Consider the following 14758-nt stretch of genomic DNA (forward strand, 5'->3'; position numbering starts at 1 on the left):
CTCGAACTTGATTCCGGGCCTGACAGCCCTCGCATTTCCTTCCACCTACACGCGCAAAAATTTGCGAACCGACAGCGTACTGCCGAAAATGCCTATCATGATGCCGATGCCAAGCAGCAAGCCGGCCAATACATAACAAACCTGGTCGAACGGTAACAGCTTGATCATCAGCATGCTTAAATCGAGCTGCGTCACGTTCATGAGCTCCCAATAGCCATACAGCAAAATACCGGTAGGAACGATGGAGCCGACGATCCCGAGGATCGCCCCTTCGATAAAAAACGGCCAGCGGATAAACGAATTCGTCGCTCCGACGAGCTTCATTATGGCGATTTCCCGGCGGCGGGAGAGAATCGTCAGTTTGATCGTGTTGGCAATAAGGAACATCGCCGTTAACGCAAGCCCCGCAACCAGAATAAGACCGATATAGCGCACGACCTGTGTCGCCTTGAACATGGTCTCAACCGTACCTTGACCGTAATTGACGCGGTAAATAGGCTTGGCCTGCTTGCCGTTGTTCAGCTCGTTGATTTTTTGCGCTGCGATTCCTACTTCCCTCGGCTCCTTCACCTCAACCGTGAAAGAATCGTTCAGAGGGTTGTTTTCGCCGTCAAAGCCCTCCAGCAGTCCTTTGCCGTTTTCCCCGAGCCTGTCCCGCAAAATCACGATGCCTTCCTCTTTGGAAACGAAGGTTACCTTAGAAACCTGCTCGATAGCGGCGATCTCATTTTGCAGAGGCCCTATCTGCTCCTTTGGGATGTTCACATCCAAATACACTTTGATTTCAACCTGCTGCTCGATCTGCTGCGCAAGGAAATTTACGTTCAACGTCAACAGCAGAAAAATACCGAGAATAAACAACGAGATGGCAATCGAGCTCACCGAAGCGAACGACATCCAGCCATTACGGATCACATTTTTGCCGCCTTCCCTGACGTGGCGGAAGCCTGTGTTAATCCTCATAGCCGTATTCACCCCTTGCTTCGTCGCGAACAATTTGCCCTTGTTCTATAGCGAGCACCCGTTTGCGCATCGTATTGACGATTTCTTTGTTGTGTGTTGCCATGATGATCGTGGTGCCGCGGAAGTTGATTTCCTCCATCAGTTTCATAATGTCCCAGGACGTCTCGGGATCGAGATTTCCTGTAGGCTCATCGGCTATGATCACGGCCGGATTGTTGACGATAGCGCGCGCGATCGCCACCCTCTGCTGCTCACCGCCGGACAATTGAGTCGGTAAAGAACCGATCTTCTCTTTCAAATGAACAAGCTCCAAAACCTCTTGTACGCGCTTGCGTATCAATTTCTTCGGAGCCTCGATAGCTTCCATGGCAAAAGCGACATTTTCATACACGGTCAGCTTCGGCAAAAGTCGAAAATCCTGGAAAATTACGCCGATATTCCGCCGCACATAGGGAATCTTGCGCTGCTTCAGCTTCTCTAGGTTAAATCCGTTAACAAAAATACTCCCTTTGGTCGGGCGCTCTTCTCTATAGATCAGCTTCATAAATGTCGATTTTCCTGCCCCCGACGGGCCGACGACATAAAGAAACTCATTGCGGTCCACCTTGACATTAATGCCTTTCAAGGCCGGACTTCCGTCGGGATATGTCTTCCATACGTCATGCATCTCTATCACGGTATCACATCCTGGATTTTTCGCTAGCTTATATCCTTTCGACATAAACAGGTAAAATCCTTTACTTGCAAAAGATTTTCAACACTTTTTCACATTTTCAAAAGCGTTTTTTGTTGAAAACACGAAATTTCCCGCAGTCAAGTTACGGCAGCTTCAGCATATACATCAAGAGTACGAGCATAGCCTGTCAGATGAAATGAACGGGTGAAAAAGGAGACGAAACCCATGAAGCTTCCGTCATACCCCGCCCTCCGGCTGCTGCTGCTGGCGCTGTTAGGTCTGGGGGCAGCCTGCGCTTCCCTGGCTTGGTACGGTATGCAGGACACCTTGCCGGGCGGACTGACAGTGGATAATTGGCAGCCGGGGCGCATACCGATAGCCGAATTTGAGCGGCAATTAGAGGATAAAAGAGAGCAGCTGTTGCAGCATACGGTCCGACTGGTCAGCAAACAGGCCGACGTCCCTCTCCAGCCGGCAGACTGGACATTGGAGCAGATGGGGCTGCAGCTGTCGCTGCTAGACATCACCAACCGGCTGCAGCCTTTGCAGACCGGCTCCTTGTTTCAACGCGCCGCCTACCGCTGGAGCATCAGGAACGAGTCGTGGAACCTCCCGGTCTCTTTCGACGCCGCCGTCTTGCATGAGTCGCTAAAGCGGGGCTTCACCGCTCTGTATGAAGCTCAGCCCAAAGACGCGCAGCGTGTCATCGGGCCGAACGACACGATCAGCTACATTCCCGAATCTTCCGTGATGCGGATTAACGAGCCTGAGCTCATCAAGCAGTTGGAGAAGACGCTTCCTTCCATGGGGGCGTTAGGGTGGTCCGTAAAAGCCGAGTCAAAACGACTCGCCGAGGGAACGGCAGATAAGTCGAAGGAAGTTCCGGAGGCGGCATCCCGGCAAGCCAAGGAAACGCTGGGGACGGTTGCGTCGACGACAGGCCGAGCTCCTTTTCTGATCACACTAGCTTTTACCAAACAGGAGCCGAAAGTGTCGGTTAGCATGCTCCAATCGCAAGGAATCGACCGTAAAATTAGCGAATTCTCGACAAAGTACCCGCTGCTGAACGGAGAAGGGCGCATTCACAACATCGTATCGACGGCTTCGTCGATTCAGGACGTGCTGCTGAAGCCGGGAGACGTGTTCGACTATGCGCCTTACATTGCGGAGACGGAGTCCCGTTTCGGGTTCAAGGAAGCGCCGGTCATTCTGAACGGTAAGCTGGTTCCAGGTATTGGCGGGGGCATATGCCAAGTGTCCTCCACGCTGTACAATGCGGTTCTGCGCGCAGGGCTTGAGATTGTGGAACGGCGCAACCATTCGCTGCCCGTCAGCTATGTGCCTCTCGGTCAGGATGCGACCTTTGCGAGCGGTCATATCAATTTCAAGTTCCGCAACAATACGCCATCCTACTTGCTCATTCGTACATATGCCGACGACCGGCAAGTTACAATCAAGCTGTTCGGACGAACCTCTCCTGACATCAGCTATGCTGTGGAATCAAAGACACTCCAGACACTGGAGCCTCCAGTGAAATATGTACTGAATCCTACGCTCCCTACAGGCAAGCAGCAAAAAATCAGTACCGGCAAGCCCGGCTATGTAGTGGAAACGTACCGCATCAAGCTGCAAAACGGAGTGGAAGTCGGCAGAGAGCGCATGTCGAAGGATACGTATGCTGCCCAGCCGACGGTCATCGCGACGAACCAGGGAAGCAAGGTGGAGCCGAATCAGCGGCAGCCTGAGGCACCATTAATCGAGGATGGAGTCAAGGGGCCAACGTTCAGGTAAGGAAGCCAATGCTCTCGTGTAAAACAGCGTGTCCACACGGTTCGAACAAGCACAAGGACTTCCTACATGGGCTGACGTGCCGTTGGTTTCCTGACGATTCAAAAAGTCGGACTCTTCTTCTAGCGGCAATCCTATCTTATGAGCTACAAAAAACCGTCCTCAACGAAGCGGACTTCGCGGGGACGGTTTGTTTATTGAACCAGATTCCAATTAATGGCTTTTCTTATAAAATTCTTCGAACCACGCGTTCGTCTGTTCGAATACCGCTTGTGCACGAGCGATAGCGGCGCTAACCTGCTTGCTGGCCGTTCCCCCGTACACGTTCCGGGCGTTGACAACCTGCTCCGGCTGCAGCACATTGTAAATGTCCTGTTCGAACAATGGGGAGAACTGGTGGAACTCGTCCAATGTCAGGTCCAACAAAAACTTATCGTTCTGAATGCAGTACAATACCGTTTTGCCGATAACTTCATGCGCTTGGCGGAAAGGCAGCCCTTTGTTAACCAAATAGTCTGCAATATCCGTCGCATTGGAGAAGTCCTGATTCACGGCTTGACGCATCCGGTCCTTGTTCACCTTCATCGTGCCTACCATCGGCGCATACAGCTGAAGCGCACCTTGAAGTGTGCGAACCGTGTCGAACATGCCTTCCTTGTCTTCCTGCATGTCCTTGTTGTAAGCAAGCGGCAGCGATTTCAGCACAGTCAGAAGGCCGAACAGATTACCGTAGACGCGGCCGGTTTTACCGCGAACGAGCTCCGGCACGTCCGGATTTTTCTTCTGCGGCATAATGCTGCTGCCCGTACAGAACGCATCGTCCAGCTCGATGAATCGGAACTCGGTGCTCGACCACAAGATGAACTCTTCACTCAAACGCGACAAGTGCATCATAATCATTGAAGCGTTGGACAAAAATTCAATGATAAAATCGCGGTCACTTACGGCATCGAGTGAGTTCTCGTAGACTCCGTCGAACCCGAGCTGCTGCGCTACGAAGTGGCGGTCGATCGGGAACGTCGTCCCGGCCAAAGCGCCCGCTCCCAGCGGAAGCACGTTGATCCGCTTGTAGCTGTCCTGCAAGCGCTCGATGTCGCGCTGGAACATGGATACGTACGCCATCAGATGATGGGCGAACAGGATCGGCTGCGCACGCTGCAAGTGCGTGTAGCCCGGCACGATCGTGTCGAGGTTGTTCTTCGCCTGCTCTATCAGCGCTTCCTGCAGCTTGTTCAGCAGGCCTACGAACTCGACTACACGCTTACGCAAGTACAAGTGCATATCCGTCGCCACTTGGTCATTGCGGCTCCGTCCGGTATGCAGCTTGCCGCCGACCGGTCCTACTTCATCGATCAACGCCTTTTCGATGTTCATATGGATGTCTTCGTCGCTGACGGAAAACTCCATTTCGCCGCGGCGGATGATGCCTTGCACCTTCAGCAAGCCGTCCTTGATCTTCTCCACGTCTTCCTGCGGCAAAATCCCGCATTTGCCCAGCATGGTCACGTGAGCCAGACTGCCTTGGATATCCTCCTCGGCCAGCTCTTTATCGAACAGGATGGAAGCTGTATATTCCTCCACCAGTTGATCCGTTTTTTTCGTAAATCGTCCACCCCAAAGCTTTGACAAGGCTGTTTCCCCTTTCTAAGAGCTTTCCGAAGGAAAGCTTTCTTCGTAAGCAATAGCTGAGCTTTTCTGTAAGAAAAGCTTTCTTCGTAAGCGTATGCTGAGCTTTCCAGAGGAAAGCTATTTTCGCAATTATGTCGAGCTTTCCATTAGGAAAGCGTGTCCTGCAAACGTGACGCAAGGCTTCCCGACGGATTGTACAGCTGTACATCCACCGGGAAGCCTGCCCACCGAAAGCCGCCGGCCGGCGGCATTAACATCTAACTTACTTCGCGTTTTGCTGAACGCCTGAGGATACTTTCAAACGAAGCGCGTTCAGGCGGATAAAGCCGGTAGCGTCGCCTTGATTGTATGCTTGCGTAGGGTCGGCTTCCATTGTCGCGATGTCCGGGTTGTACAAGCTCACCGGACTTTGTACGCCCGCTCCGATCACGTTGCCTTTGTACAGCTTCAAGCGTACGGTACCGGTAACGTTTTTCTGGCTCTCATCCACCAGCGCTTGCAGCGCAAGACGCTCCGGAGCAAACCAGAAACCGTTGTATACGAGCGTCGCATAACGGGAAATCAAGGAATCGCGCAGGTTCATGACTTCGCGGTCCATCGTGAGCGACTCCATTTTACGGTGTGCCGTGAACAGGATCGTTCCGCCCGGAGTCTCATATACGCCGCGGCTCTTCATTCCTACGAAACGGTTCTCCACCATGTCCACACGGCCTACGCCATGCTTGCCGCCCAGCTCGTTCAAGCGCTCCATGACTTGCAATGGAGTCATTTGGTCGCCGTTCAAGCCGACGCAGTTCCCCTTTTCGAAGTTCAATTCTACATACTCCGCTTGATCCGGAGCATCCTCAGGATCTACGCTCAATACGAACATGTCCTTATTGGACGTTGCGCTTGGATCGAACCATGGATCTTCCAGCATGCCGCTCTCGAAGCTGATATGCAGCAGGTTACGGTCCGTCGAGTACGGCTTGGCAGCCGATGCGGTTACCGGAATGCCGTGCTTCTCGGCATAAGCGATCATTTCCGCGCGTCCTGGGAATGTTTCACGGAACGCATCCAAACGCCAAGGAGCGATAACATCAAGCTCAGGCGCCAAAGCAGCTGCTGTCAGCTCGAAACGCACTTGGTCGTTCCCTTTGCCTGTTGCGCCGTGTGCGATAGCTGTTGCGCCTTCTTTGCGGGCGATTTCAACCATACGCTTGGCGATCAGCGGACGTGCAATACTCGTACCAAGCAAATATTGTCCTTCATACAATGCTCCCGCTTGGAACATCGGGAAAATAAAATCTTGGGCAAACTCGTCGCGAAGATCGTCGATGTAAATTTTGGATGCGCCTGTTGCCAGTGCTTTCGCTTCCAAGCCGTCCAGCTCGTCCTTCTGGCCGATATCGGCGGTGAAGGCGATGATTTCCGCGTCATATGTTTCTTTCAACCATTTCAAAATAATCGATGTATCCAAACCGCCCGAGTAGGCCAGTACGATTTTTTGCTTTGCCATGTTTCCGGTCTCCTTTTTGTCCTTGCACCTTACAAGCAGGCCGGAAAAGCCGATAAACGATGCAGTACTCGCCGTGTTACGGCAATGCCTCCGCGAATCGCCACCCGCTCCTCCGGTTCCGCTTCCCATGCAAATGTTATAAGTAAATTACATAATAGCAACCATGATTGCTTTTTGCGCGTGCAGACGGTTTTCCGCCTGGTCGAAAATAATCGAATGCTCTCCGTCGATCACGCCTTCGCTTACTTCTTCGCCGCGGTGAGCCGGCAAGCAATGCATGAACAAATAATCTTTGTTCGCATACTTCATCAGCTCTTCGTTCACCTGAAAGTTTTTAAACGCGATTTCGCGTTCTTTTTGCTCCGCCTCAAAGCCCATGCTCGCCCACACATCCGTGTACACGACATCGGCTCCGGACACCGCTTCCTTCGGATCGTTGCCGACATACAGCTTCGCGCCGCTTTGGTTAGCCACTTCACGGGTCGACTCGACGATCCCTTTGTCCGGCTCGTAGCCTTCCGGCGATGCGGAGGCAAAGTCGACTCCGAGCTTCGCAGCCATCATCATCAAGGAATGCAGCATGTTGTTGCCGTCGCCGACGTAAGCGACTTTCAAACCGCGCAAACGCCCTTTATGCTCCAGGATCGTCTGAAAATCGGCCAGCGCCTGACAAGGATGCGTGCGATCCGTCAAACCGTTGATAACCGGAATCGTCGCTCCTCTTGCCAAATCAATCACCTTGCGGTGCTCATAGGTACGGATCATAATGCCATCCAAATAGCGGGACATGACTTGCGCCGTATCCCAAATCGTTTCTCCGCGTCCGATCTGCAGGTCGTTCTTGCTCAAGAATAGCGCTTGACCGCCCAATTGATACATCCCTACCTCGAAGGATACGCGCGTACGGGTCGACGATTTTTCGAAAATCATCCCGAGCGTCTTGCCCTTCAAAGGCTGGTATACTTCTCCTGCTTTTTGCTTTCTCTTCAGCTCAATTGCCAGGTCAATCAAATATTGAAGCTCTTCCGCTGTGTAATCGGCAACGGCCAGGAAGTCCCGTCCTCTCAAGTCGATAGCCACAGGCTGTTCGGTTCCTGCCAATAGACTCGCCCCTTTCAAAATAAATGGATTCCATTCCATGATTCTAATGTCAGTGACAAAAAAGCTATATTATACAGCGGCAGCCGCTTTCTTGCTTAGTACAGCGCAGACCACTTCAAGGCCGCGGTCGAGATCCTCTTTGGAAATGAGCAGGCTCGGCGCGAGGCGGATCACATTCGGACCTGCCGTTACAACCAGCACCGCTTGCTCTTGAATCGTCGTGACCAGATCGGATACCGGCTGATTGCACTCAATGCCGATCAGCATGCCCAAGCCGCGCACTTCGTTCACCAGCGGATTACCCGCAAGCTTCTCGGACAGCGTCTTGACGATATAATCGCCAAGCTCAGCCGCGCGCTCCGGCAGCTTCTCCGCCAGCATCGTCTCCATTGTGGCAATACCCGCCGCCGTCGACAAGTAGTTCCCGCCGAACGTGGAGCCGTGGCTGCCCGCCGAGAACGCTTGGCGAAGCTTTTCTTTACCGACCATAGCGCCGATCGGGATTCCGCTTCCCAATCCTTTCGCCAAGGTGAAAATGTCCGGTTCAATACCGTAATGCTCGTAGGCGAACATTTTGCCGGTCCGTCCGATGCCCGTTTGAATCTCATCAACGATCAGCAGCAGGCCGTGCTTCTCGCACAGTTCCGCCACTTTGCTGACAAAAGCCGGCTCGGCGCGGTTCACGCCGCCTTCTCCCTGCAGCATTTCGAGCATGATCGCGCATGTTTTCGGACCGATCGCTTGCTCCAACGCTTCCGCGTCATTGTAAGGCGCGTACACGAACCCTTGAGGCAAAGGCAGGAAGCCTTCTTTTACCTTATCCTGTCCGGTAGCCGTCAGCGTAGCCAGCGTCCGTCCGTGGAAAGACTGATGGAATGTAATGATCTCGTACTGATCCGGCTTGCCGAGAATCTTCTGGAAGTACCGGCGCGCCAGCTTGATGGCCGCTTCGTTCGCTTCCGCTCCGCTGTTGGAGAAAAACACGGCATCGCCGCAGCTGTTATCGGTCAGCAGCTTGGCGAGCTTTTCCTGGTTCGGGATATGAAACAGGTTGCTGGTGTGCCACAACGTGTCCACCTGCTCCTTCAGGCGCTCCGTTACCTGCTTGGGGGCATGCCCCAGGTTCGTTACGGCAAGGCCGCACATCAGGTCCAAGTATTCTTTGCCGTTCTCGTCCCACAGTCGGCTGCCTTCCCCCTTCACAAATGCCAGCGGGTACCGCCCATAGTTCGGAAACAACGAATTAGCTCCTTCTCCCATGCTTAATCACTCCTTTTATCTTGTTTTCATGCAGGAATGGCATCGTTTAAGCCGCACTTACTGCTAAGACTCAAACCCGCTCATCCCTTAAACAGCCATCTATTTTACAATTCGCGTACCGATGGCAGCGCCTTTGATCACTTTGCTCAATACCTCAGGCTCCGCCCCGTTTACGATAATAACCTCGCGCACTTTCCCCTGAATGCACTGCACCGCAGCACGAACCTTCGGAATCATCCCGCCGTAAATTTCGCCGCTGGCAATCATCTCGTCGATCTGCTTCACGGTGACGGATGGAAGCACCTGCTTCTCCCGGTTCATAATGCCCGGCACATCCGTTACAACAATCATCCGCTCCACGCCCAAATGCGACGCAACCGCACCTGCTGCCGTATCCGCATTGATGTTGTATCGCTGACCTCCGTCTTCGCCCAAGCCGACAGGCGCAATAACCGGCATGTAGCCCATCTTCACGATGCCCTGGATCAGCTCCGCGTTCACCTTGGTCACGTCGCCGACAAGGCCGACTTCGTGAGCGTTAGCCACCGGCTCCGCTTGAATAAGGTGACCGTCGACACCGGACAGCCCGATGGCCCGTGCACCGGACAACTGAATTTTGCGGACGATCTCTTTGTTGATTTGACCGGCCAGCACCATCTCTACGACATCCAGCACCGCTTCGTTCGTTTTGCGCAGCCCGTTGACGAATTCCGTTTCGATGCCGAGCTTCTCGAGCGTGGACGAAATCGCCGGACCGCCGCCGTGGACGATAACCGGAATGATCGCTTCATCCTGCAGCAGCTTCATATCCTTGAAAAAAGAATCCGGCAGAGCCGCAAGCGTACTGCCGCCGCATTTCATAACAAAACACATTGCACTCATGTTCCGTTCCCCTTACGTTTTATTCGTTCACGCACTCCCGCGCCTCCCGCGGGGGAGGTACGGGACTGCCGTTTAATTCTCCCATTTACGTCCGGTATGCCGCGTTGATACGTACATAATCGTAAGTCAAGTCGCAGCCCCAAGCGGTTGCCGTTTCGCTGCCCATGTTCAGATTGACTTGGATTTGCACGAGCTCGCCCTTCAAATATTCGGCTGCAGGCTCTTCGTCGAACTTCACCGGTCGAGATTGCTCCAGAACGGAGATATCGCCCAAGCGGATATCGACGGTTTCCGTATTGACCTTCTGGCCCGAGCGGCCCACAGCGGCAATGATCCGGCCCCAGTTGGCGTCAGCACCGTAGCAAGCCGACTTCACGAGGCTCGAGCCAACGACCGTCTTCGCGATCGCACGTGCCGCTTCCTGTGTCTCAGCGCCGGAGACGTTCACCTCGATCAGCTTCGTCGCGCCTTCGCCGTCACGGGCAATCGCTTTGGCCAAGTACTCGCCGACGAAGCGGAAGCCCGCCTCGAACGCCGCCCAATCCGGATGGTCCGGCGTCAGGCTGTCGTTGCCGGCAAGACCGCTCGCCATAACGACGACCATATCGTTCGTGCTCGTATCGCCGTCCACCGTAATCATGTTGAACGTGGAATCGGTCACGCCGTTCAACAGCTTTTGCAGCTGGGCGCTCTCAATGTTCGCGTCCGTCGTCATGAAACCGAGCATCGTGGCCATGTTCGGATGAATCATGCCCGAGCCTTTGGCTGCGCCGGCGATATGTACCGTTTGGCCGCCGACTGTCAGCTTGACGCAGGTCATCTTCTGCACGAGGTCCGTCGTCAAGATGGCCTGGCAGAAGTCCTCGCCGCCGTCCGCCTTCACTTGCGCCGGCAGGCTCTCGATGCCGCCCAGCACCTTCGGCATCGGCAGCAGCTCGCCGATCACCCCTGTCGACGTGACGCCGACGTGGTGCTCGGCTACGCCGAACGCTTGCGCCGCCGCAGCACGCATGGCGCGCGCGTCGTCTTCGCCCTGCTGGCCCGTGCAGGCGTTGGCGTTACCGCTGTTGACGAGCATCGCCTGCAGCTTGCCGTCCACCGCGATGCTGTCCTGCGTCACGCGCAGCGGTGCCGCCTGGAACGCGTTGAGCGTGTACACGCCCGCCGCCTGAGCCGGAACCTCGCATACGATAACTCCCAAATCGAAGCGGTTCGTTTTCTTAAGTCCGCAGTGCAATCCGCCTGCGCGGAACCCTTTTGGCGTTGTAATCGAGCCTTCCGGCACGACAGTAAATTGATCCTTCACCTTCATCTTCTCCTCGCCCATGGCCTCTTACGGATACACCGGGGTGAACGCCAATCCGGTCGTTTCTTCCCAGCCCATCATCAAATTCAAGTTTTGGATAGCCTGACCGGCTGCCCCTTTTACTACGTTGTCGATAACCGAAATGATCGTCAAACGGCCTGTGCGCTCATCCAGCGAAAAGCCGATATCGCAATAGTTGGAGCCCCATACTTCCTTCGTCGCAGGCCATTTGCCCTTTTGACGAATCCGTACGAAACGGCGGCCTTCGTAATATTGACGGTACATCTCGATCACTTCGTCCTCGGTATGCTTCCCATTCAGCTTAACATACATCGTGGACAAAATCCCGCGCGTCATTGGAACCAAATGCGTCGTAAAAGAAACCACCACTTCTTCGCCCGCTACGCGGCTAAGCACCTGTTCAATCTCCGGTGTATGCTGATGTTTATTCACTTTATAAGCAAGAAAATTTTCATTAATTTCAGAATAATGATGAGTCAAACTCAAGCCTCGGCCCGCTCCGGACACACCGGTTTTCGCATCGATAATGATCGAGCCCAAGTCGGCCCAGCCTTTAGCTACCAATGGCACCAGACCTAACAATGTGGCTGTAGGAAAGCAGCCCGGATTCGAAATAAACTCCGCTTGACGCACTTCGTCGTCGAACACCTCGGTTAAACCATATACCGCCTTCGCAACATAAGCAGGATCGGCCGGTTTATGTTTGTACCATTTCTCGTACACTTCGCCGGATTTCAACCGGAAATCGCCGGAAATATCAACTACCTTCAGTCCTGCGTCAATAAGCTTCGGTGCCAGCTCTGCCGCTACTCCGTGCGGAGTGGCCAGGAAGACGACATCCGCTTTCTGCTTCATCTGCTCGACATCAATGCCGTCTAGAGTTCCTACCATAATTTCATTCAAATGCGGGTATCCATCCGCTATCGGCGTTCCTGCGCTGGACGAGGAAATAACCGATGTAATCTCGACATGCGGATGCGCCAGCAAGAGCCTGATCAGCTCCACGCCGCCGTACCCGGTCGCTCCGATAATGGCCGCTCTTAATTTCGTAGACATATCCGTTCCCTCCACATAAAAACTATGTATTATTATACAGTTCAAAGTATAATAATTCAATCAGTTTTTTCCTGAATTTTATTGCCGGGATGCGACCTCCGCCAAGCCACCAAGCGCCATTTCGCGATATGAGAACACTCCGAAAAATATGCATTTACCGGTGCATAAATCCCGCCACAGCGCTCGCCGATCCATTCCCCATGATCCATCCTCATCGAACAGAGGAGAAAGCTTGTCGCAACACGTATGAATAAATGGTACAAAATACCGCTTGGTATTTCAATCGCCAATTTAGGTCATTCCGTGAATTTTGAACCCCTCTCCCAAAACTTCATTCGTATCGCTTATGATAACAAACGCGCCCGGATCGATGAATTTGACCAGCTCCTTCAACCGGCTCACCTCCGTCTGCCCTACGACGACCATCAGCACGGTTCGTTCCTCTCCGGTATAGCCCCCGGTCGCTTTCAACTGCGTCAGCCCTCGATCCAGCTCATGCAAAATGGCGCCGCGGATTTCCTCCGTCTTACACGATATGATGAACGCGACTTTCGAATAGCTCAGCCCGAGCTGGACGACATTGATCGTTTTGCTCGTCACAAACAGCCCGATCAGCGCATACATCGCCTTTTCGGGAGAAAGCACAATGCCCGCCGTCAAGATTACCATCCCGTCCAGCGCAGCCACAGCCAAGCCCAGGCTTAAGCCCGTAAGCCGGTGAATCATTTGAGCGGCCAAGTCCAGCCCGCCGGTAGAGCCCCGTCCTCTGAATACGAGCCCGAGCCCCATACCGATCAATATGCCGCCGTAAATACTGGCCAGCAGCAAATTATCCGTTAAAGGGGGGAGCCCCCTCGTAATATAAATCAACAGCGGCAGGAGAACCGATCCGACGGCTGTTTTGAGCCCGAACTGCTTGCCCAGCACCCACGTTCCAATAAGGAACAGCGGGATGTTCAGCGCCCACTGCGTAAACGCCGGCTCGATCCCGAATACCTGATCGACGACAATGCTGATCCCGGATACGCCTCCGGAAGCGACCTGATTCGGGCTCAAAATCATATTGAAGCTGATCGCGATCAGCAAGGAGCCCAACAACAAGAGCACGTATTCCATGACGCGATGGGTGGGCCCGAGCTCTCGGATTGCCGGATTGCGCGTTCTTCTCTTCCTGCTGCGCATAGGCTTCCTCCTTTCATCTGTGTAAGTCAGGCTTGCTGCTTGCTAGAGACAAGCGGCTGCCATGGTATGGGCATAAACAAAAAAAATCCTGCACACGAACCCCAATCCACCCAAAACATGTAAGACGAAAGCGGCTAGGAACCGCCATTCTCCAACGTTTGTGAATGACTTGGCATTTATGTGTAGGATTTGCTTGATTTCAATTAATTATAAAAACCGGCCGCGGGGTCGGATTACTCCGCTGCGCTCGGCTTAATTTGCTGTCGCAAGTAAGCATCGATAAACATATCCAGATCGCCGTCCATTACAGCCCCCACATTGCCTGTTTCGGCAGATGTGCGGTGGTCCTTCACCATGCTGTACGGGTGGAATACGTAGGAGCGAATCTGACTTCCCCAGGCGATATCGGACACTTCACCGCGGATTTCGGCCAGCTGCTTCATCTGCTCCTCGATTTTCTTCTCATACAGCTTGGAGCGGAGCATCTTCATGGCGCGCTCGCGGTTTTTGATCTGCGACCGCTCGGTTTGGCAGCTTACAACTACGCCTGTAGGAAGGTGCGTGATCCGCACCGCCGAATCCGTCGTATTGATGTGCTGTCCGCCAGCGCCACTGGAACGGTACGTGTCTACCTTCAGGTCCTCCGTGCGGATTTCCACTTCCACATCGTCGTCAATCTCCGGCATAACGTCACACGATACGAATGACGTATGGCGGCGGCCCGAGGCATCGAACGGCGATATTCGGACGAGACGATGGACGCCTTTCTCCGCCTTCAAATAACCATAAGCGTTGTAGCCCTTGATCAGCAGCGTAACGCTCTTGACGCCCGCTTCGTCGCCAGGCAGGTAGTCGAGCACCTCGACCTTGAAGTCCCGCTTCTCCGCCCAGCGCCGGTACATCCGCAGCAGCATCTCCGCCCAATCCTGGGACTCCGTTCCGCCGGCGCCCGGATGCAGCTCCAGAATCGCATTCAGCTTGTCATACGGCTGGCTCAGCAGCAGCTGCAGCTCGAATGCCTCCAGCTTGGCGACCAAGGCGGAAATGCCCTGCTCGATCTCAGCTGCCATGCTGTCGTCCTGATCCTCCTGCATGAGCTCGACCATGACTTCCAGGTCCTCGAATTCGGAGGACAAGGCCTGGAACTGGTCGACGCTGCCTTTGACCGCGTTCATCTCGCCGATCACTTTTTGCGCGGCTTCGTTATCGTCCCAAAAATCGGGAGCCGCCATTTTCTCTTCATAATTCCCGATTTGCTCAAGCTTCAGATCTAAGTCAAAGAGACCCCCTAAGCTCAGCTAACCGTTTAGCCGTTTCTCGTAAATCCTGCTTCACTTCTGGATCCAACATATCCGTTCACTCCTCATAGACTTTCCGATATGATCATAAAAAGGAG

12 protein-coding genes are annotated in these 14758 nt (G+C 53.8%); 1 reads left to right on the forward strand and 11 read right to left on the reverse strand.

Annotated elements, in window-relative coordinates; genetic code table 11:
- Positions 1 to 45 precede the first annotated feature (45 nt).
- A complete protein-coding gene (gene ftsX, locus DVH26_RS36345) occupies positions 46 to 963 on the reverse strand; it encodes a permease-like cell division protein FtsX (protein WP_239630446.1) in 918 nt (305 codons plus the stop codon).
- The gene (ftsE, locus tag DVH26_RS36350; RefSeq protein ID WP_239630447.1) at positions 953 to 1639 is read right to left on the reverse strand and encodes a cell division ATP-binding protein FtsE; all 687 of its coding nucleotides are present in this window, start codon (positions 1637 to 1639) and stop codon (positions 953 to 955) included. The genes ftsX and ftsE overlap by 11 nt, the downstream gene beginning before the upstream one ends.
- Before the next feature lie 225 nt (positions 1640 to 1864).
- On the opposite strand from ftsE, the gene DVH26_RS36355 reads away from it, so the two are divergent.
- Positions 1865 to 3430, forward strand: a complete 1566-nt coding sequence (locus DVH26_RS36355) for a VanW family protein (RefSeq protein ID WP_239630448.1) — start codon at positions 1865 to 1867, stop codon at positions 3428 to 3430.
- A 210-nt stretch (positions 3431 to 3640) separates the two neighbouring features.
- On the opposite strand, the gene argH is transcribed toward DVH26_RS36355, so the two are convergent.
- The 9 genes from argH to prfB all read right to left on the reverse strand — a co-directional run bounded on the left by argH (position 3641) and on the right by prfB (position 14712).
- Entirely contained in the window at positions 3641 to 5056 is a 1416-nt protein-coding gene (gene argH, locus DVH26_RS36360) for an argininosuccinate lyase (protein ID WP_239630449.1), read from the reverse strand.
- A 262-nt stretch (positions 5057 to 5318) separates the two neighbouring features.
- Positions 5319 to 6554, reverse strand: coding sequence for an argininosuccinate synthase (locus tag DVH26_RS36365; protein WP_239630450.1), 1236 nt, complete (start codon positions 6552 to 6554; stop codon positions 5319 to 5321).
- 147 nt (positions 6555 to 6701) lie between these two features.
- The gene (argF, locus tag DVH26_RS36370) at positions 6702 to 7655 is read right to left on the reverse strand and encodes an ornithine carbamoyltransferase (RefSeq protein ID WP_239630451.1); all 954 of its coding nucleotides are present in this window, start codon (positions 7653 to 7655) and stop codon (positions 6702 to 6704) included.
- Positions 7656 to 7724: 69 nt separating this feature from the next.
- Positions 7725 to 8915, reverse strand: coding sequence for an acetylornithine transaminase (locus DVH26_RS36375; protein ID WP_239630452.1), 1191 nt, complete (start codon positions 8913 to 8915; stop codon positions 7725 to 7727).
- Between the two features lie 99 nt (positions 8916 to 9014).
- On the reverse strand, positions 9015 to 9797 hold the full coding sequence (gene argB / locus DVH26_RS36380) for an acetylglutamate kinase (RefSeq protein WP_239630453.1): 783 nt from the start codon (positions 9795 to 9797) through the stop codon (positions 9015 to 9017).
- 85 nt (positions 9798 to 9882) lie between these two features.
- Positions 9883 to 11109, reverse strand: coding sequence for a bifunctional glutamate N-acetyltransferase/amino-acid acetyltransferase ArgJ (gene argJ, locus DVH26_RS36385; protein WP_239635606.1), 1227 nt, complete (start codon positions 11107 to 11109; stop codon positions 9883 to 9885).
- A 21-nt stretch (positions 11110 to 11130) separates the two neighbouring features.
- Positions 11131 to 12180 (reverse strand): N-acetyl-gamma-glutamyl-phosphate reductase, encoded by a 1050-nt coding sequence (gene argC / locus DVH26_RS36390; RefSeq protein ID WP_239630454.1) that lies wholly within the window; start codon positions 12178 to 12180, stop codon positions 11131 to 11133.
- A 291-nt stretch (positions 12181 to 12471) separates the two neighbouring features.
- Positions 12472 to 13362, reverse strand: a complete 891-nt coding sequence (locus tag DVH26_RS36395) for a YitT family protein (protein ID WP_239630455.1) — start codon at positions 13360 to 13362, stop codon at positions 12472 to 12474.
- Between the two features lie 233 nt (positions 13363 to 13595).
- Positions 13596 to 14712, reverse strand: a protein-coding gene (gene prfB, locus DVH26_RS36400; RefSeq protein WP_239630456.1) for a peptide chain release factor 2 whose coding sequence is annotated in 2 segments (ribosomal slippage) — positions 13596 to 14639 and positions 14641 to 14712 — 1116 coding nt in all. Because the reading frame shifts where the segments join, the coding sequence is not laid out codon by codon here.
- Positions 14713 to 14758 lie beyond the last annotated feature (46 nt).

Source organism: Paenibacillus sp. H1-7 (assembly GCF_022354825.1).
Classification (GTDB): domain Bacteria; phylum Bacillota; class Bacilli; order Paenibacillales; family NBRC-103111; genus Paenibacillus_S.

What these genes read in the sequence shown, in the direction of transcription:
- ftsX (WP_239630446.1), bottom strand. Translation starts at nt 963, where the DNA reads ATGAGGATTAACACAGGCTTCCGCCACGTCAGGGAAGGCGGCAAAAAT.
- DVH26_RS36355 (WP_239630448.1), top strand. Translation starts at nt 1,865, where the DNA reads ATGAAGCTTCCGTCATACCCCGCCCTCCGGCTGCTGCTGCTGGCGCTG.
- DVH26_RS36365 (WP_239630450.1), bottom strand. Translation starts at nt 6,554, where the DNA reads ATGGCAAAGCAAAAAATCGTACTGGCCTACTCGGGCGGTTTGGATACA.
- DVH26_RS36375 (WP_239630452.1), bottom strand. Translation starts at nt 8,915, where the DNA reads ATGGGAGAAGGAGCTAATTCGTTGTTTCCGAACTATGGGCGGTACCCG.
- argB (WP_239630453.1), bottom strand. Translation starts at nt 9,797, where the DNA reads ATGAGTGCAATGTGTTTTGTTATGAAATGCGGCGGCAGTACGCTTGCG.
- argJ (WP_239635606.1), bottom strand. Translation starts at nt 11,109, where the DNA reads ATGAAGGTGAAGGATCAATTTACTGTCGTGCCGGAAGGCTCGATTACA.
- argC (WP_239630454.1), bottom strand. Translation starts at nt 12,180, where the DNA reads ATGTCTACGAAATTAAGAGCGGCCATTATCGGAGCGACCGGGTACGGC.
- DVH26_RS36395 (WP_239630455.1), bottom strand. Translation starts at nt 13,362, where the DNA reads ATGCGCAGCAGGAAGAGAAGAACGCGCAATCCGGCAATCCGAGAGCTC.